Origin of the sequence: Vasconcelosia minhoensis LEGE 07310 (assembly GCF_015207255.1) — a bacterium.
GTDB classification, from domain to species: Bacteria; Cyanobacteriota; Cyanobacteriia; order Phormidesmidales; family Phormidesmidaceae; genus Vasconcelosia; species Vasconcelosia minhoensis.
Genome location: NZ_JADEXG010000015.1, coordinates 1 through 17,580, shown reverse-complemented (window position 1 = coordinate 17,580; position 17,580 = coordinate 1). Strand labels below are relative to the sequence as shown.

At 55.9% G+C, this 17,580-nt stretch carries 16 protein-coding genes, 1 tRNA gene and 1 other RNA gene; 9 read left to right on the top strand and 9 right to left on the bottom strand.

The annotated features are described in order from the left end of the window. The first annotated feature begins 2 nt into the window (after window positions 1-2). Window positions 3-440: a VOC family protein gene (locus IQ241_RS08340; protein WP_193905962.1), complete on the top strand. Its 438-nt coding sequence runs from the start codon at window positions 3-5 to the stop codon at window positions 438-440. On the opposite strand, the gene IQ241_RS08335 is transcribed toward IQ241_RS08340, so the two are convergent. Then, window positions 437-985, bottom strand: a complete 549-nt coding sequence (locus IQ241_RS08335; RefSeq protein ID WP_228021500.1) for a lipase family alpha/beta hydrolase — start codon at window positions 983-985, stop codon at window positions 437-439. The two genes, IQ241_RS08340 and IQ241_RS08335, sit on opposite strands and share 4 nt — an antisense overlap. 22 nt (window positions 986-1,007) lie before the next feature. Then, a complete protein-coding gene (locus tag IQ241_RS08330) occupies window positions 1,008-1,328 on the bottom strand; it encodes a DUF3493 domain-containing protein (RefSeq protein WP_193905961.1) in 321 nt (106 codons plus the stop codon). Between the two features lie 102 nt (window positions 1,329-1,430). Between IQ241_RS08330 and IQ241_RS08325 the strand changes: the two genes are divergently transcribed. The 3 genes from IQ241_RS08325 (at window position 1,431) to IQ241_RS08315 (ending at window position 5,909) form a co-directional block, all read left to right on the top strand. After that, window positions 1,431-1,502 (top strand) — tRNA-Thr (locus IQ241_RS08325). Between the two features lie 346 nt (window positions 1,503-1,848). After that, complete coding sequence (locus IQ241_RS08320; protein WP_193905960.1) at window positions 1,849-5,193, top strand: PAS domain S-box protein; 3,345 nt, start codon at window positions 1,849-1,851, stop codon at window positions 5,191-5,193. A 146-nt stretch (window positions 5,194-5,339) separates the two neighbouring features. Next, the gene (locus tag IQ241_RS08315) at window positions 5,340-5,909 is read left to right on the top strand and encodes a Uma2 family endonuclease (RefSeq protein ID WP_193905959.1); all 570 of its coding nucleotides are present in this window, start codon (window positions 5,340-5,342) and stop codon (window positions 5,907-5,909) included. Here IQ241_RS08315 and IQ241_RS08310 read toward each other — a convergent pair. Further along, entirely contained in the window at window positions 5,895-6,164 is a 270-nt protein-coding gene (locus IQ241_RS08310) for a hypothetical protein (protein WP_193905958.1), read from the bottom strand. The two genes, IQ241_RS08315 and IQ241_RS08310, sit on opposite strands and share 15 nt — an antisense overlap. Before the next feature lie 212 nt (window positions 6,165-6,376). Between IQ241_RS08310 and IQ241_RS08305 the strand changes: the two genes are divergently transcribed. The 4 genes from IQ241_RS08305 (at window position 6,377) to IQ241_RS08290 (ending at window position 11,823) form a co-directional block, all read left to right on the top strand. Further along, complete coding sequence (locus IQ241_RS08305; protein WP_193905957.1) at window positions 6,377-9,292, top strand: tetratricopeptide repeat protein; 2,916 nt, start codon at window positions 6,377-6,379, stop codon at window positions 9,290-9,292. Between the two features lie 118 nt (window positions 9,293-9,410). Beyond that, window positions 9,411-9,764, top strand: a complete 354-nt coding sequence (locus IQ241_RS08300) for a hypothetical protein (RefSeq protein WP_193905956.1) — start codon at window positions 9,411-9,413, stop codon at window positions 9,762-9,764. A gap of 178 nt (window positions 9,765-9,942) precedes the next feature. Beyond that, a complete protein-coding gene (locus IQ241_RS08295; RefSeq protein ID WP_193906035.1) occupies window positions 9,943-11,310 on the top strand; it encodes an LCP family protein in 1,368 nt (455 codons plus the stop codon). Between the two features lie 12 nt (window positions 11,311-11,322). Then, window positions 11,323-11,823 carry a plasmid pRiA4b ORF-3 family protein gene (locus tag IQ241_RS08290; RefSeq protein ID WP_228021499.1) on the top strand — a complete coding sequence of 167 codons (501 nt, stop codon included), beginning with the start codon at window positions 11,323-11,325 and terminating at the stop codon, window positions 11,821-11,823. Window positions 11,824-11,875: 52 nt separating this feature from the next. Here IQ241_RS08290 and IQ241_RS08285 read toward each other — a convergent pair whose 3' ends face one another. From IQ241_RS08285 to rnpB, 5 genes are all read right to left on the bottom strand, one after another. After that, entirely contained in the window at window positions 11,876-12,241 is a 366-nt protein-coding gene (locus IQ241_RS08285) for an FHA domain-containing protein (RefSeq protein WP_193905954.1), read from the bottom strand. A 74-nt stretch (window positions 12,242-12,315) separates the two neighbouring features. Next, on the bottom strand, window positions 12,316-13,140 hold the full coding sequence (locus tag IQ241_RS08280) for an FHA domain-containing protein (protein ID WP_193905953.1): 825 nt from the start codon (window positions 13,138-13,140) through the stop codon (window positions 12,316-12,318). Between the two features lie 13 nt (window positions 13,141-13,153). Continuing rightward, complete coding sequence (gene pgl, locus IQ241_RS08275; protein ID WP_193905952.1) at window positions 13,154-13,879, bottom strand: 6-phosphogluconolactonase; 726 nt, start codon at window positions 13,877-13,879, stop codon at window positions 13,154-13,156. 206 nt (window positions 13,880-14,085) lie between these two features. Beyond that, complete coding sequence (gene rnc, locus IQ241_RS08270; protein WP_193906033.1) at window positions 14,086-14,823, bottom strand: ribonuclease III; 738 nt, start codon at window positions 14,821-14,823, stop codon at window positions 14,086-14,088. 21 nt (window positions 14,824-14,844) lie between these two features. Then, window positions 14,845-15,231, bottom strand: an RNA gene (rnpB, locus tag IQ241_RS08265) — RNase P RNA component class A. Window positions 15,232-15,591: 360 nt separating this feature from the next. Here rnpB and IQ241_RS26155 point away from each other — a divergent pair. Next, window positions 15,592-16,590 carry a helix-turn-helix domain-containing protein gene (locus tag IQ241_RS26155; RefSeq protein WP_193905951.1) on the top strand — a complete coding sequence of 333 codons (999 nt, stop codon included), beginning with the start codon at window positions 15,592-15,594 and terminating at the stop codon, window positions 16,588-16,590. Window positions 16,591-16,878: 288 nt separating this feature from the next. Here the strand turns inward: IQ241_RS26155 and IQ241_RS08255 are convergent, their stop codons facing one another. Beyond that, the gene (locus IQ241_RS08255) at window positions 16,879-17,319 is read right to left on the bottom strand and encodes a DUF29 domain-containing protein (protein WP_193905950.1); all 441 of its coding nucleotides are present in this window, start codon (window positions 17,317-17,319) and stop codon (window positions 16,879-16,881) included. Window positions 17,320-17,580: the final 261 nt, after the last annotated feature.

The window sequence follows — 17,580 nt, the reverse complement described above, 5'->3', positions numbered from 1 at the left end:
CGATGCAAAACACCATCTTCCACGCCGCCTTCCCAATTACCAACCTTGAAGACACCAAGCACTTCTACATCGACGGCCTGGGCTGCGAAGCCGGGCGTCAGGGACCCGGCTCGCTAATTCTGAACTTCCAAGGCCATCAGCTGGTTGCCCACCTCACCCACGAACCGCTGACGCCCCAGCGCGGCATCTACCCCCGCCATTTCGGCATTACCTTTCTGGAAGAGTCAGATTGGGAAGCGTTGCTAGAAAGGGCTCAGGAACGCGGCCTGACCTTCTACCAGCAGCCCCGCCTACGGTTCGAAGGCACCCGCATCGAACATCGCACCTTCTTCCTAGAAGACCCCTTCCACAACCTGCTAGAGTTCAAATTCTACCGCCACGCCAGCGCCATCTTCGGCGAAACCCAATTTTCCAAAGTCGGAGACACCGTCGCGGTTTAGGATAAGGCCGCCGCGATCGCGCCCATCCCCCGCTGATCCCAAACCATCCGATTATGACTCCACACCGGCACAATCTGCTCCTGCCCCACCGGCAGCCGAGAACTCCAGGCTGGAACGACTAGCGCGTCAAACGGTGTCCAAATGGAGACGAACTGGAGCTGGGTTAGAACCGATAGATCCCGGTTCAAGTCCCTGAGAAAACGGCTGCCCGGTCGCATTTGGCGTCCGCCCGGATTGAACCGAAATAAAGCTAATGCCGAGCCGTGGTGGGGCGCTGAGACCGTGACCAGCCGCTGCACCTGCCCGGCCCGCAGCCGCTGCACGTAGTAGCGGCAGACCAGTCCGCCCATGCTGAAGCCGACTAGGTCAAAAGGTTGATTCAGGTGAACCTGGGCAAAGGCAGCCACCTGCTGCGCCAGGACTTCGATCCCGACGTCGCCGTTGCTGGGCGTCATGTTCAAGGCATAGACGGGCCAGCCCCTCGATTCTAAATAGGCCCGCAGTCGGACAAAAATCGCTGCCGTATTCCAAAGGCCATGAACCAATAGAACTGGACGCCTGGCTACGCTAGTCTGCGCGATCGTCTCTGTCCTCTAGCCGAAATAAAAACACCATCAGCGCTACCAGCCCAGCCTGAAAGGCAAAATTAGCAAAAGTATTGCCCAAATCCCGACCCGATAGCAGCTTCCCAAAGAAGACAAACGCGCCAATCAAGCCTGACGCGCCGACCGCGCCATAGATAAACTTACGCAGCCCCTTATAGGGTGCTTTGGCCTCGGCCAGCAGCCGCGCATATTTTTCCTGGCTCATGCCCTCGGGCGGTCCCTTGGAAGACTCCTGGGCAGTCCCCTTCGCAGACTTAGAGCGCTTCAGATTTGGTTCGGCCATCAAATTTTCGGACGGTAGGACTGCCTCCATTGTGCCAGCTTCCGTCCCCAGATGGCCTTGCCCATGCTCCCCGGCGAACTGCTATACTTAACTCTCGAAATTGCCGATGTGGCTCAGTGGTAGAGCACTCGATTCGTAATCGAGCGGTCGGGGGTTCAAATCCCCCCATCGGCTTGTAGGCGTGACTGGCTCAGCAAGCACGGGTAGAGGCACTGCTGATTGAAGGCTTGGAAAGCGGGGAGCCGTTTGAGCTAACGGATCATCGGTGGGAGCTGAAGCGCGCACACATACCCTGCTTGGGAAACCCTGCCAGCTGTGCCCTACTCCGTAAATTCTTTTGCTATTTTGAAATTCTGGGAATATTTTTGGGTAACTTCTTGAGTAGAGGGGTATTTTCTGTGAATTTGCCTATAAATTTACCTAGAGAATCGGAGCATATTCAGGTATGACCGAGGCTGGTGATGGACTCGCTTTCGATTTTTTAGACAGATCTACCCATTGTCAGGCAGTCCTAGTCCCTTTGCATGAGAGTGAGGCCCAATTTCGCAGCGCCTTTGACTATGCCGCGATCGGCATGGCCTTGGTGGGCTTAGATGGGCGCTGGCTTCAGGTCAATCGCTCGCTCTGCGAAATTGTCGGATATTCCGAGTCTGAACTGCTCGCCCTGACCTTTCAAGACATTACCCACCCGGCTGATTTAGCGGCCGACCTAGACTATGTCCAGCAGCTGCTGGCCGGTGAGATCCGCAGCTACCAGATGGAAAAGCGCTACTTTCACCAGCAGGGGCATGAGGTCTGGGTGCTCCTAAGCGTCTCTCTGGTCAGCGATCAGGATCAACGGCCGCTGTATTTCATTGCTCAGATTCAGGACATCTCCCAATCTAAAAAGATCTCGTTAGACCTCCAAGCCTATCAGGCCGAGAGTCAGGCACTGTTTGAGGCGATGACCGATGTCGTCCTGATTCGGGATGTCCAGGGACGCTGCTTAAAAGTTTTGTCTACCCGGGCGACCAGCCTGTTCCTGCCCGCCGCTGAAATGCTCGGTAAAACGCTGCATGAGAGCCTGCCCCAGGCTCAGGCCGACACCATCCTGGGCTATCTGCAGGAGGCGCTGACCGCTCGACAGCCCATTCAAGGCGAATACAGTCTAACGGTCCGGGGGCGAACGGTGCATTTTTTGGGAACCTTTTCACCCCTGGCCGCCGACCAAGTGTTAATTGTGGCCCAAGATATTACCGCTCGCAAACAGGCTCTAAGCGACCTCAGGCTGCAGGGCCTGATTGCCAAAAATATGGGTGAGGGGGTCTGTCTGGTGAGTACAAAAACCGGCGAGATCGTCTATACCAATCCCAAGTTTGAGCAGCTCTTTGGCTACGATCCCGGAGAACTGGTGGGGAAACATGTCTCCCTCCTGAACTATGGCGATGAGGAGGCCAGCGGGGCAGAGGTTGCCGATCGGCTCATGGCAGAAATCCGTCGCCAGGGGGTATCGACCTACGAAGTTAAAAATGTCAAAAAGGACGGGACTCCCTTCTGGTGCCGGGCAACGACTTCGGTGATATTGGAGCACCCAGAGCACGGCACCGTTCTGGCTGCGGTCCAGGCCGATATCACCGCAGAGAAGCAGGCTCAGGCCGATATCCGGCTGCTGCAAGACCTGGCGCTGGCCATTAGCCAGGCCGCAGACTTTGAGGCTGCCATCAGCCTGATTTTACGCCAGGTCAGCGAAACCTACGGCTGGGCCTACGCGGAGGCCTGGATACCCGACTCAGAAGAGGGCCTTTTGAAATGCAGTCCGGTATTTTACAGCTGTAGCAGGGCGCAAGCAGGGCTTTGTGACTGTTCCCCTTGGGATTGCTTCCGACGCCTTAGCGAAACCTTAACCTTGCGTCCTGGGGTGGAGTTAGCGGGGCGGGTCTGGGCTTCTCGGCAGCCAGAATGGCAGGTCGATGTCACTCAGGACCCTGAAGCGGCCTTTTTATACCGATCGGTTTCTGAAGACTGTGGTCTCAAAACGAGACTGGGCATTCCGATTACGGCCGATGATCAAGTATTGGCCGTGTTAATTTTCTGTAAGCTTGAGGTCGCTCAGGTCGATCAAACCCTGATGGCTAATCTCTCTGCCGCTGCCGCCCAGCTCAATCTGGTGATGCAGCGGAAACGGGCAGAAGACGATCTGTTTAAGGAAAAAGAGCTGGCCCAGGTAACGCTGAATTCGATTGGCGATGGCGTGATTGCGACCGACGCGCGCGGTCGAATTCAGTATCTCAACCCGATCGCACAGTCTTTGACCGGCTGGAGCCAAGCAGAAGCCCAGGGGCAGCCGCTGACAGAGGTTTTTCGGATTGTGAATGGAACGACCCGAGAGCCAGTGCCCAATCCGGCTCAGCAGGTGCTAGCAGAAGAATGCATTACGGTGCTAGCAGCCAACACGGTCCTCATTCATCGAGATGGGCGTGAGATTCCCATTGACGATTCGACGGCTCCCATTCGCTCTCGTAATAATCAGGTGATTGGCACAGTGATCGTCTTTCAAGATATTTCTAGTCGGGCCCTTTCCCAGCAGCTGACCTGGCAGGCCACCCATGATTCCTTGACCCAGACCATCAATCGGCCTGAGTTTGAACGGCGTTTGGAACTCGCCATTGAAATGGCGAAAACGCATCATCAGTCTCATGTCCTATGCTACTTAGATTTAGACCAGTTTAAGATTGTCAACGATACCTGCGGTCATACCGCTGGTGACGAACTTCTGCGGCAGATTGTGACGCTCTTTCAGGCCAATATTCGCAAGGCCGATACGCTGGGGCGGCTAGGCGGAGATGAATTTGGCCTGCTGCTTTATCAGTGTTCCCTAGAGCAGGCCTGTCGAGTGATCAGGTCGCTGCAAGGGCAGGTGCAGGATTTCCGATTCCGATGGGAGGACAAGAGTTTTTCGATTGGCGTCAGTGTTGGTGCTGTAGTCATTGACGCCGACTGTCAGAGCGGCGATTGCGCTATGATTCAGGCCGACGGCGCCTGCTATGCGGCCAAACGTCGCGGGCGTAATCGGATACATATCTACCAGTCGTCTGATGATGAGCTAGTACAGCAGCAAGGGCAGCTACAGTGGGTGAATCGCTTAACCCAGGCCCTAGAAGCCGATCGGTTTTGTCTTTATTGCCAATCCATTATTTCGATTGCTAATCCCGAGATGGAGGGAGAACATTATGAAGTGCTGCTGCGCCTGAGAGATGAGTCAGAAGGCCTGATTTCACCGGACGCATTTATTCAAGCTGCCGAGCGCTATAGCCTTATGCATCTCATCGATCGCTGGGTAATTCGGACGCTGTTTTCTGAACAGGGGGCTTACTACCGCACTGTCTGGGAACATTTACAAGACGGTACAGAATGTAGCTATCTCTATACGGTCAACCTTTCCGGTGCCAGCATCAATGACGACCAGTTTATTGATTTTTTGCGAGAGCAGCTGGCGCTACATCAGATTCCCCCCCAGCTGATTTGTTTTGAAATTACCGAGACGGTTGCGATCGCAAATCTCAACAAGGCCGCTCAGTTTATGCAAGAGCTACAGGTTCTGGGCTGTCGCTTTGCCCTCGACGACTTCGGCAGCGGCATGTCATCGTTTGGCTATCTCAGAAGCCTGCCAGTGGACTACATCAAAATTGACGGCGGTTTTGTCAAGGAAATAGTAGATAATCCGGTTGATGCGGCGATGGTAGAAGCGATCAATCGGGTCGGTCAGGTGATGGGCATTCAGACAATCGCTGAATTCGTTGAAAATGAGGACATCTTAGAAAAGCTGAAGACCCTGGGCGTTGATTATGCCCAGGGTTACGGTATTGCCAAACCCCGCCAGCTCTAGCGATACCCGATCATTACAAACGCTGTAACATTCAGATGGAACTCAACCTTACCCGCACCCTCCACGGCGGCAAAGCCGCAGGTATCTCATCTCACTCTCCAATCTCTGAGGCGATATCATAGAGTAATCAGGCGGCAGGAAGCACCATGACAATCGCCACAAAACCTATGACTCTTGAGGAATACCTCAATTTCGACGATGGTACTGACAATCGCTACGAACTCGTTGATGGCCACTTGATGGCTATGCCCACAGAGAGTGACCTCAACGATCGTATCGCTTCATTTTTATATGCCTGCTTCCTGAAACTTGGCATTCCCTATTATCGCTTGAGTATGAAAGCTCAAATTGCCGTCAGCGGGAAACTCGCCAACGCCCGGCAGCCAGATCTAATGGTCCTGTCTGAAGCGTCAGCTGCTGCCCTTAAGGGGTCTAAGCAGCGTTTGATTACCTACGATATGCCACCACCCGCGTTAGTTATTGAAGTCGTCAGTCCCCAGCAAGAAGATCGTGATTATCGCCACAAGCGAACTGAATATGCGGGACGACATATCTCTGAGTATTGGATTGTTGACCCGACTGCCCAAAAAGTCACCGTACTGGAATGGGTCAATGGACTCTACGAAGAAAAGGTCTATCAGGGAAGCCAATCGATACTATCACCCTCATTCCCGGAGCTGGCTTTGATGGCGACTCAGGTTTTAGTAGCAGGATGAGATGACCTGAACGGATAGGAGTTGAGCAGCAGTTTCACGCTTCGCCCTACAAACGCTGTAATATTTGGAGGTGGCACTACAGCCCGCGACAATCAAAAGACGGGAAAAGCCACCGCCGTGCCGGTCACCACGGGCGGGAAAAGTGACCTGGACAAAGGTGGCAAACCCCGACACAAACCAGGTCATGCCGATAATGTAGCTGATGCTAACCGGATCTAAATCTAGCTCCCGGCCAATCAGAATGGCTGGCGTCACGCTGGGCACAAAGATGACGGCGAGGCCATTGACTGGCCAGGAATGTCTAACCCGCCCGACTCCAGCGACTGAGGCCAGTTTCCTCGGCTATGCTAGCTATAGGTCGCGATCGCCGGTAGGCTGCAAAGGCTGGATTGCTCATTCTGCTTTCGGTAGAATGCGGTAATGCAGCCAATTACAAGTCGAGCAGAGGCCAGAGTAGGGTATAGCCTATGCAGCGCAACGAAATACGATGGCTTTCTTCCCTGATTAGGGGCGGCTTTCTGGCGGGCTGTCTGATATTGGGGCAGTCGTCAGGGGGGCTAGCCCAGACTCGCATCGACACGGTAGAGACACGGCAGCAGGAAGCCTTGGTGGAGCAGCAGCTGGAGCAGCAGCGGCAGGCCGAAGCTGCTCTCGACCGGGCGACGACGCTATTTATCTTGCTGCTGGGAGCGCTGGTACTATTGCTCGGCGTTGGAATCGTATTGCTATGGCTGCTGCGACGCTCGGTCATTCAGGAAGTGGCGACGGTGGTGCGATCGCAGCTGAATGAAATGACCGACCTGGAAAACAAGGTCCACAATGCTACCCGCCACCTAAACCGGATTCTGGCCGAGGCCGACGACCTGTCGGGGGACCTATCCGGCAAAACCAGCGACTTCAAGCGCGAAGTGACCACTCAGCGGGATGCCCTGAACGCGCTGGTGGCGGAAATTACCAACCTCAAGTCGAAGACCGCCCAGGAGTGGGAAGCAGAACTGGGCAATCTGCGGCAGAAGCTAGAGGCTGCAGAAGCCGATTTTTCTAACCTGATCAGGTCATTACATGCCCAGGCCGAGCAGCGGCTATCTGATGTCCATACCGATACGGAATCTCAGGCGCAGGCGATACTGAGTCGGCTGGGCCAAACCGAGACGCATTTTTCAGACGAGCTGAGCGGCATGCAAAAGGCGGCTCAAAAGCGCAAAAAGGCGTTCTTTAGCGAGCTCGACCAGCAGGAGTCGGTCTTTGCCGATGAGCTGGGCACCTATCAGGCCGAGACTAAGGCAGAGTGCGATCGCGTCTTCGATACCCTTTCTCAATATACAGAGGACTTTCGCCCCCAGCTGGCGCAGGTCGAGGCGGAGGCCAAGGCGGAGATTGAGCAACAGCGCGATCGCTCGATTGAGCACCTGAAGCAGTCTGAGACCGAAATCACCCACGAAATGTCCGAGGCCCAGGCCAACGTCTACGGCCATAAGGATCTGGCGCTGGAGAACATTCGTCGCTCGACAGAGGACTTCAATCAGCAGTTTGCTGCCATTTGGTCTGAGGTGGAAGCTCGCAAGGCCGACATGATGCAGAGCCTGCGCCAGTCTGCCGACGGCTTCCTGACCCAGTTTGCCACCCTGCGGGCCGATGTGGAAGGGCGCAAGGGCACGATTCTAGGCGACATGGATCGGGTTGCGAGCGACTTCAAGGCGCAGATTAATCAGCTCCAGTCCCTCCTCACCGACAACCGTGACCAGATTTTTAGCGAGATTCAAACCCTGGCTGACGGCTTCCGCACTCAGGTCATCAATCTGGGCAGCGACCTGAACCAGCAAAAGGCGCAGCGCTTTGGCGAGCTGGAGGCCACCACTCGGGACTTTGCCGACCAGCTAGACAACCTCCAGTCTGCAATCAGCCAGCAGCGGCAGCAGGCGCTGGAGCGCTTCCAGCAAATCGAGTCTGAATACCTGCAATCGCTGAATCAGCTCCAGGCGGGTCTGGGGGAAGAACGGCAGCAGCTGTTCCAGTCGCTGCGGCAGATTGAGTCTGACTTTACCCAGGAGCTGACCGAAGTCCGCAATACCGTCTTTGGCCGCCGCGACCTGGTGATCGACAAGCTCGATAGTTTCGACGCTAAGCTGGGCGACCAGGTGGGCGAGCTGGCTCAGTCTGCGGCCAGCCGCCAGCAGTCCGCTCAGCAGCGGCTCGGCCAGATTGAGGATAAGTTTGCCCAGTCGCTGGAGGCGCTACAGGCCCAGCTGGCCCAGCAGCAGGCGGCGACCTTTGCAGAGCTGAGCCAGGTGAAGCAGGAAATCGCGGCCCGGCTGTCCGCCTTGCAAGATGAAGCGCAGCGCGAGAAAGCGCAGATTATGCAGCAGCTCGGCGAGGTGACGCCGCAGTATCTGGCTGATTCTTTTGTCTCCAGCGCTCAAGCTCGGCTTGAGTCGCTGTCTGAAAAAGTCAGTCGGCTCCAGGAAAATCGGCCTGAGCTATTCTTGACTGCTGATGAGTATATTCAGAAGGGCGATGGACTATTGGCCCAGGGGCAGTATGAAGGCGCGATCGCGGCCTACGACCAGGCCATTGACATTCAGCCCAAAAATCCCCAGCTCTGGTTCAACCGCAGCCAGGCCCTGAGCGAGCTTGACCGAACCGAGGAAGCTCTGGCCGCACTCAATCAGGTGACCGAGCTCGACCCGGAAAACGCCGATGCCTGGTATCAGAAGGGCCTGGTGCTGCGAGAGCTGCGCCGCTATGAGGACGCGGTGACAGCCTTTGACCGGGTGATTGCCAACCAGCCCGACGACGCCAAAGCGCTGCTCAACCGGGGCATGGCCCTGAGCCGGTTAAGAAAGCGGGAAGAGGCGATCGCGGCTTTCGATCAGGCGATCCAGATCAACCCCGACTACCACGAAGCCTGGGTGAATCGCGGTGTCGCCTACGGCATTTTGCAGGAGCATCAGTCGGCCTTCGAGTCTTTTGATAAGGCGGTGGAAATTCAGGCCAATGACGCAGTGGCCTGGCTCAACCGGGGTCTGGCCCTGACCGAGCTAGAGCGCTACGAAGACGCCGTCAGCTCCTTTGATAAGGCCACCCGCTTTAACCCCGATTCGGCCAAAGCCTGGGACAATCGCGGCTATGCTTTGGTTAAGCTAGGGCGCGATCGCGATGCCCTAAACAGCTTCGACAAAGCCCTTGGGATCGACCCCGACTATGCCAAGTCCTACTACAACAAGGCGATCTGCTATGCCCTCCAGCGTAATCCCGACCTGGCGTTGGAGAACCTTCAGCAGGCCGTGCGGCTGGAGCCGTCCTATAAGCAAGAGGCGCTGGCCGATGAAACCTTTGAGGATATCTGGGGGGATGACTGGTTTAAGGATTTAGTGGGAAGGTAGGGGAGTGAGGGAGTGGGGGAGTTGTTTGAGAGCGCTGGCCTGATTTTTAGCGTCCTTTTTTGGGATTCCTTAGGATGACCTTTTACCCACTATGGGCCATCACAGGCTATTAATTGCCATGACACAGGATTCCTACCGCGATGAGCCGCAGCAAAAGCTGCGTTTATTTTTTTATCTGATCCCTGTTCTGGGCGTGTTTCCAGCGGCCTGGGCGCTCTACCAGGGCGTCAGCGGCCAGGAGCGCAGCGTCAGCCGTTTGGCTGTGACCTTAGGGCTGGGCTGGATTGTGGCGACGGTGCTGTTAGGGGCCGGGGCCGAGCTCTCCTCGGCGGCGTCGCTGCGGTTTTTGATCGCCAGCAGTTTTGTCGGGTCGGGCTATTTTCTCGTGAATATTGGGCTAATGGTGCGCGTGTGGCGGCAGCAGTCGGTGCGGCTGCCGGGCGTGACCCAGCTGAGCCGACGGCTGCCCTGATCGGGTTGTCTTGTTATTAGAAGAAAGTTCTTAGCAGAAATTGCAGGATAAATCTAAAAAAAGCCGGTTTTTCTGAAGTTCTCCAAACTTTTGGAAAAATGCTGCTACCATGCTGCTACAAATAGGCGGTCCGCGATCGCCCCGCTGTCTCCAGAGGTTGTCTGTGTCCCCCCCGAGAATGCCAGAACGCAAGCCCATCTCCGAACCTCAAAAATCATCTGCTCGGGTGCCGCGCTGGATTGGAGCCGCGATCGCGCTGGCGGGAGTCGCGACGATTTCGGCGGTGGCCGGAGCGATGCTGGCGGTTTCCCTGGGGTCTCAGCCGCTGCTGCAGAGTGAGCTCACGCCTGAAGAAGAAGCCGTCTTCAACCAGGAGGGGCCGATCTCGACCGGCAATAGCCTACGGCTGCCGCGCCTTACTCGCTCGGTCAATATTCTGGTGATGGGGGTCAAGGTTCTCAGTTCGGACATTAACGACGGCACGTTAATCGACGATGACCTGGGCTACCATTCCCTGGTCGATTCCTTTGAAGGACTCTCCGATACCATGCTGCTGCTGCGGTTTAACCCGCGCACCAATCAGCTCGTAGTCATGTCGATTCCTCGGGATACGCGCACTGAGGTAAATGGCTACCTAACTAAAATCAACGAGGCTAATCTAGAGGGCGGCCCGGCAGCCAGCGCCGAGGCGATCAGCGATCTGCTCGGCGGCGTTTCGGTCGACCGCTATGTGCGAATCAACGTGCAGGGGGTTGAAAAGCTGATTAACGCGCTGGGCGGCGTCGAGGTCAACGTTCCCAAAGACATGAAGTACCAGGACGATAGCCAGCACCTCTATATCAATTTGAAAGAAGGCGAGCAGCGGCTAGACGGCGACCAGGCCCTTCAGTTTTTGCGCTTCCGCTACGACGAAAATGGTGACATTGGCCGGGTTCAGCGCCAGCAAATGCTGATGCGAGCGGTGATTGAGCAGACGCTGACGCCTGCAACCATTGCCCGACTGCCCAAGATTCTCTCGGTGATCCAGTCCCACGTGGATACGAATCTGACCGTAGAAGAACTGGCCGCGCTGGTCGGCTATGCCGGTCAAACCAATCGGTCGAACGTCCAGATGCTGATGCTGCCGGGCGACTTCAGCGGCCCAGAAGAGTATGAGCTGAGCTACTGGCTGCCCAACTATGCCGAAATCGACGCTATGGTGGCCCAATATTTTGGCCCAGGCGAGGCGCAGCTGGCGGAAGCTGCCGATCCGTCTTATCTGCGCATTGCCATTCAGGACAGCACTGGCGATGAGTTCGCCATCCAGTCGCTGATCGACACGCTCTACGACAGCGGCTACCGTAATGTCTTTCTCGACTATGATTGGCACGAGCCGCTGAGCGAGACCCGAATTGTGGCCCAGCGGGGCGATGTCCAAAGTGCCGACGACATTCAGCACTTTTTGGGCGTGGGCGAAATTCGGGTGGAAAGCACCGGCAATCTGGAGTCAGACATCACGATTCAGCTGGGCGAAGACTGGGTGGTCGAGCATGGATCAGCGCTATAGCCCCGCCAGCCGATGATGACTGAAACCTATCTGCTCAAGGTCACCCTGGTCGATAGCGATCCGCCAATCTGGCGACAGGTGATCATTCCAGGACAGCTCTCGTTGGCACAGCTCCACCCCATTTTGCAGCTTGCCATGGGCTGGCAAAACCTGCACGACTACCGCTTTCAGCTCGGCCAGGGCAAACGCATCTTACCCCCGGAGACGATGCTCCAGGACTGCCCGGCTCGGTTCTCCTACCTCTACGACTTTCAGGCTGGTTGGCTACACCAGGTCGAGTTCGACCCCAGCCTGCCGGATGACAGCGGTCCGCCGCTGCCGTTCTGCCTCGATGGCGACATGGCCTGCCCTCCAGAAAACAGCGGCGGCCTCTGGGGCTACCTAGATCTGCTAGAGCGGCTCAACGATACTGACGACCCTGACTATGTCACCCTTTGGGACTGGGTTGGCAGCGATTTTGACCCAGCCAAATTTGACCTAGACGCTGCCAATCAGCGGTTGGCCGATTGTTGAATATCGATATTGAGTTAAATAGGGTAAAAATTAAGTTAAATAGGGTAAAAGGTTAATCAGCAGTCCGCTGATACTTGGCCAGCAGAGCCTGAATCTGTGAAACCGAGCGGCTCGGCTGCGGGGGGACGCTAATTTTGATCGTCGGGCCTGAGCGAGCTAGCCGGACGATGGTTCCATCCGTAACGGGAGCCTGGCTGATTCGCTTATTGTCCACATAGGTGCCATTTGTCCCCAGGCTGCGCACCTCCCAACCGGTTTCGGCCTGGCAAATTTCAACGTGGTGGCGCGAAACGACGGCGCTATAGAGCACAACGTCATTATCTGATGAGCGCCCGATGCGAATCACGGAGGACGATTCGAACGACCATTGCTGCATCGAAGCTTGGTTGAGCGGATTGAGCAGAGAAAGAGTAATCACAGTGCTGCTGGCAGATGGGACGGTATTAGTAGCTGAATGAAACCAGATGCGATCGCGCTTGAATCCTAGACAGTCTAACTTTCCTGAAAGATAAAGCTGACCTTATCTCCTTTGCCTAGAGAAAAGCGATCGCCTGGTCGCAGCCGATGGCGGTTGCCATAGGGGAGCGGCAGATTATTGACATAGGTGCCATTAGAGCTGCCAATGTCCTCTAGGTAGTAAACGTCACCCTCGACGCGCAGGTCGGCATGTACCCGTGAGACGATTTCAGAATTGGGAAATCCTGAGACGTCAATGTCTGGAGGCCTCCGATCGTTAGCTTTCCCAATTCGAATCACAGATCGCTGTCTGGGCAGCTCAATTGGCGTATCGGTTTGTACATGCAGCAGCCGCGCCTGCGAAACCTGGAGCTGCGTTGCGCTGCTGGGCTTTGGGCGAGGCGGCTGACTGGGCGGTTCTGTGGGCTGGGGCGGTTCCTGCGGGGCAGGCGGACTGAGCTCAGAAGCTGGTTCAGCAGCTGGGCCACTGGGCGCTGGCGTCACCCCCTCAGCCTGCCCCGGCACCGGATCTCCTGCTGGATTCATAATCGGATCCATCGCCGGATCGATGGCAATCAGCGGGTCGGGCGGCAGCAAATCAGGAATTTCGACCTCGTCATCGAGCCCCCCGTCCGGCGCTCTATGCTCCGATGACACATCGACGGTGGCCGCTTCAGACTCCGACCCCGACCCCGGACGACCCCGCAGGTCAGCCCCGCACTGGCCGCAAAAGCTAACGTTGGTTTGCACCGGGCTGCCGCAGCTAGGACAGTCCACCAGCGATGGCAAAGGCGTATAGCAGGCTTCGCACTGGACGGCCCCTTCTGGATTTTGATGATTGCAGTTTGGGCAAGTAATCATAGGACTTTCTCGATTAACGCATTCCCGCTGGAATGCCTTCTCCTGCTGCCTGGTCGAGCAGCCAGCGCAGTTCCCCCTGCGGCTGAACTAGCTTAGATGGATAGTGCTGTGCATCGGCATTGCCAAAGACATGGCTGAGCGCGTCTTGCTTATTAGCCCCGGCCACCAAAAACAGCACGTGACGGCCCCGGTTGATCAGCGGCACCGTAAACGTAATCCGGGGGTCACCGTCATGGTTCCCAACTGTAATCAGGCGATCGCGCACCGTCAGCGCCGCTGTCTGAGGAAATAGCGAGGCGGTATGGCCATCGTCGCCCATGCCTAGCAAAATGATATCCACCGCAGGTATTCCCGCTGGCTGGTCAAACAGCTGCCGCAGCGTCTGCTCATACCGGGCGGCATCCTGACTGGGATTGTCCGAGCCCGTCGGCATCGGTAAAATTTGCTCGGGCGGAATTGGCACCTGATTCAGCCAGGCTTCACGAGCCATGCGGGCATTGCTATCGGCGTGGTCATGGGGCACATAGCGCTCATCCCCCCAGAGGATCACCAGCTGCTGCCAGGGCAGGTCGGCCTGAGCCAGCTTCTGATACAGCGGCTTCGGCGTACTACCGCCCGACAGCGCAATACTGCACCGGCCCCGCGCCGCGATCGCGTCCCGAATCTGATCCACCATCAGCTCAGCCGTCCGCGCAATCAGCGCCTCCCGATCGGGCAAAATCTCAATAATCGGCTTCATCTGTAGTAACCTCCCGGTGCTATGCGTCAATCACCCCTCTACTGAAGGCTACTTTACAGGACAAGGCTAGCTTCCAAGGACACATATATCCTGTAAAGCGACACTTCGCAAACACCCAATCACGCCATTACCCCATCCCCTATCCACTCACTCCTCTTTACTCTCTACTCACTCCTCTTTACTCTTGCCTTTTCACCCATCACCCCCTACCCACCATCCTCTAACGCTGCCTGTAACTTCCCAAACGCCAGCCGCGCCGCCGCCTGTTCAGCCTGCTTAATCGAGGGGCCGTTTCCCTTCCCCCAGGATTGCTCCTGAAACCAGACCTCAGCTGCAAAGCGTTCCGGGTCGCCGTGAGTTTGGTTCAGTTCCTGCACCTGATACTGAGGCAGCGATTTGTAGTGAGCTTGGGTTAGTTCCTGGAGGGCTGCCTTATAGTTTTGCCGGGCCGGATCCTGCTGAATTTCCCGAGTCTGGTGGTCAAAGAAAGGGTCGAGCCAGGGCCGGATCAGGCTAAGGTCATCTACGCTGAGATAGAGCGCCCCGAGCACTGCCTCCATCGCATCGGCCAGGCGGCGGGGACGACCGGGCCGGTCGCCAGCAGCACTGCTGGAAATTTGCAGGTAGCGTTCCAGGCCATAGCGGTCGGCTAAGCCGGTGAGGGTGCGATCGCTGACTAGCTGCGATCGCACTGCCGCCATCTCACCGACGCTCATGGTCGGATGGGCCTCTAGCAAAAACGCCGCCGCCGCCAGCCGCAGGGCCGCATCGCCCAGAAACTCTAGCTGCTGATTATTTTGCTCCGCCGATGAGGCATCGACCAGCGCCAGGTGCAGCTGTGTCCAGTCAATCGCGATTCCCGGTGGTAGGTCTAAGCTAAGGCCCAGCTTGGCAATCAACTTTTCTAAGTCGCGTTGGCGGCGCGGATCAATCTCGGCAGTCATCATCCTGAGTCAAAAAAAGGCGGAAAGAGCTGGACATAAGCCGGGTTCTGTTCTCACTGACCTAGCAGCGAGGCGGTTATCTATCTGGGACGCCTGTTACCAGACGCCTCTAGCGGCGCGCTTAATCGGGGCTGGTAAAAGACCAACCATAGCCCCTATGGCCTTGCACCCAACCGGGGTTTACCGAGCCAGCACCTCTCGATGCTGCTGGTGCGCTCTTACCGCACCCTTGCACCCTTACCTGTGCAGCGGCGACGCGATCGCGCCCCGCAGCCATCGGCGGTATGTTTCTGTGGCACTCTCCTCACGGTCACCCGCACTGGGCGTTACCCAGCAGGTCTGGTCTTTAGGGAGCCCGGACTTTCCTCAGGCCAGGGTAACCTGGCCCGCAACCGCTGCGCCAACTCTTTCCTCAGCTAGTTTAGTCCGTTCTGCGTCAGGCTGGCTGTCGGCAGGGCGATAGCCTTTACTTCCATGAACGATTGACTGCCTGCTAGGGTTGGCTGAGGACTCCGACTTGAAGCCCCATTCCAGCGTAGGCAATGCTGAAAAGCCGTTTCGAAGTGAGCGACCCGTGAGTGTCAGTTCACATCACCAAAACTCTATTGATATGCCCAAGGTAACCGTTCTCCCGAATCGTTTCCTGGGCAAGATGGTGGCACTCATGTCGAGTCTCAACTTGTGACCAGATCGCTGCGGTACATAAAGGCATGGTATATTAATGAGAGTAAATCTCATTAAGCTGTGTCCCCGTACAGTTTGCATCCCGTGACTCTATTCCTCTCTGTCCCAGAAGCCTTGAGTCAGCACCCCCAAGCTGAGCAAACCCGGTCGATTCGCCAACCCTGGACGATTCCTTTGATCGACGCTGCTGGAAAAAGTCAGGGCTATCGGCAGAGCGTAGATTTGCGGCCAGGGCTGAATGTCTTAATCGATGATTACACGCTGCAAGACGACTTAGTTGTGGACTACGGCGAGGACGAACCCTGTGATCCTTATCAGTATTTGGAGAGCAGCTTCATGCTCTCGGGTCATAATCGTCGGGAAGAAATACAGCCTGCCCACAATTTCTTCTTGGCAAAATGGCGCTGCTCAGATGGTTGTCAGGTTCATTGGCAAGCTGGTGAGCGAGTTCTCAAGTTTGACATTCATATCAATGCTGACCTGTTTGAAACGTTTGTGGGTGAGCAGTTTGACGCACTACCGCCGCTCCTGAGGCAAATCGCTCAAAATCCTCAACCTAGCCAGCATCGGTTTCGGCATGTGCAGCCAACGACAACAGCCATGCAGTCTGCCATCCATCAGATTTTGCACTGCCCCTACCAGGGGTTAACCCGCTGGCTGTATCTGGAAGGCAAGGTCATCGAACTGATCGCGCTGCGGCTAGACCAGATCAGAGAGGCCCCAGAAGCGCGAGCGTTGCTCTGTATGACGGGCGATCGCCGCGATCGCCTCTACCAGGCCAGAGACATTTTGCTCAGTCGTCTGGATAACCCGCCATCGGTGCTGGAGCTTGCCAGAGAAGTGGGCCTGAACCACAACAAGCTGAAGCAGGGCTTTCGGCAGGTATTTGGCACCACAGTATTTGGGTATTCACAACTCTGTCGATTAGAAAAAGCGCGGCAGTTACTCTACGAAGGCCACCTGACGGTAGCGGCTGTTGCCAGCGAGGTGGGCTACGCGAATGCCGCCAAGTTTGCCAGCGCCTTTAAACGCAAGTTTGGCATTACCCCCAGCGCCTGTCGGTCGGGTGAAAAGCTCAGATAAATTTGCCATTTTACTCCTCGTCATTTGTAAACAAACTTGCCAACTGGACATCTCGCTGGAGTTCGGGGAGCCGCCCTTGATAGATGTTTAGAGTATGTTTTAAAACCCTTTTGTTAGTGGCAAAACGTACTAGATCCCCCCTTAGCCCCCCTTAAAAAGGGGGGGGCAAGCCTTCAAAGTCCCCCTTGAGAAGGGGGATTTAGGAGGATCCAAGGTGTAAAGCATCACGGCCAATACCTTTTCAAACAACCTCTTATCAGTCAGGCAGCTAAGCGGAAAACTTTCAGATTACGGCTGCCAGTCTACTGGCGCTTCAAAGATTTCCACTTGAGTAAAGGGGCAGGATTGGGGGAGTTGATCTGGATCTAAGGGTGTTTCTCGACCCAATGGATCCAGGCCGTCTTCATAGCCAATCGCGATCGCTTCGCTTAGATAAGGCTTTAAACTTGGGTTTTCTTTCAGATGACGCTGAATTTTTCGACGCTGCTCTCTGATGGTGTAAACCCAACTCTTGGAACGCGCCCCTGGCTGGTAATGCCATTTAAGGAGGTGACCCAGCAAAACACCAAGGCGATTACGTAGCTCTTGCTGTTGTTGCTTGCCCAACGATTCCATCTCCTCGATTAGATTTTCAATATCAAGTTCACTGAGCTGACCTGAGCGCAGCAACTCTGCCTGGTGCTGAGTCCAGCCGTAAAAATCTTGGTCGTAAAGTGTGGTCGTTTGCATGGGAATCCCTGCACTGGTTTACCGCATTCTATTGCTATCGTACTCCAGAGGGTTAGGGCGGCAACTCGTCCGGTCACTCTCTGATGTCAAAGCTGCCTGCTGCTCAAGTACATGCGGTTTTAGAAAAAGTGAGGGTAACTACTCAGGCTTAATACTTTATGTTGATTGAGAGCATGTGCGAGTACATGAGTTAAAGTTTTGAGAGCATTGATTGAGTAGGCGGCATACAGTTGAGTCAGCGAGAGCCAAAACTGAATATCA

Excerpts from the sequence above, each read along its gene's own strand:
- IQ241_RS08340 (WP_193905962.1), top strand. The coding sequence starts at position 3 with ATGCAAAACACCATCTTCCACGCCGCCTTCCCAATTACCAACCTTGAA.
- IQ241_RS08330 (WP_193905961.1), bottom strand. The coding sequence starts at position 1,328 with ATGGCCGAACCAAATCTGAAGCGCTCTAAGTCTGCGAAGGGGACTGCC.
- IQ241_RS08315 (WP_193905959.1), top strand. The coding sequence starts at position 5,340 with ATGACAATCGCCACAAAACCTATGACTCTTGAGGAATACCTCAATTTC.
- IQ241_RS08305 (WP_193905957.1), top strand. The coding sequence starts at position 6,377 with ATGCAGCGCAACGAAATACGATGGCTTTCTTCCCTGATTAGGGGCGGC.
- IQ241_RS08300 (WP_193905956.1), top strand. The coding sequence starts at position 9,411 with ATGACACAGGATTCCTACCGCGATGAGCCGCAGCAAAAGCTGCGTTTA.
- IQ241_RS08295 (WP_193906035.1), top strand. The coding sequence starts at position 9,943 with ATGCCAGAACGCAAGCCCATCTCCGAACCTCAAAAATCATCTGCTCGG.
- IQ241_RS08290 (WP_228021499.1), top strand. The coding sequence starts at position 11,323 with ATGATGACTGAAACCTATCTGCTCAAGGTCACCCTGGTCGATAGCGAT.
- IQ241_RS08280 (WP_193905953.1), bottom strand. The coding sequence starts at position 13,140 with ATGATTACTTGCCCAAACTGCAATCATCAAAATCCAGAAGGGGCCGTC.
- pgl (WP_193905952.1), bottom strand. The coding sequence starts at position 13,879 with ATGAAGCCGATTATTGAGATTTTGCCCGATCGGGAGGCGCTGATTGCG.
- rnc (WP_193906033.1), bottom strand. The coding sequence starts at position 14,823 with ATGACTGCCGAGATTGATCCGCGCCGCCAACGCGACTTAGAAAAGTTG.
- IQ241_RS08255 (WP_193905950.1), bottom strand. The coding sequence starts at position 17,319 with ATGCAAACGACCACACTTTACGACCAAGATTTTTACGGCTGGACTCAG.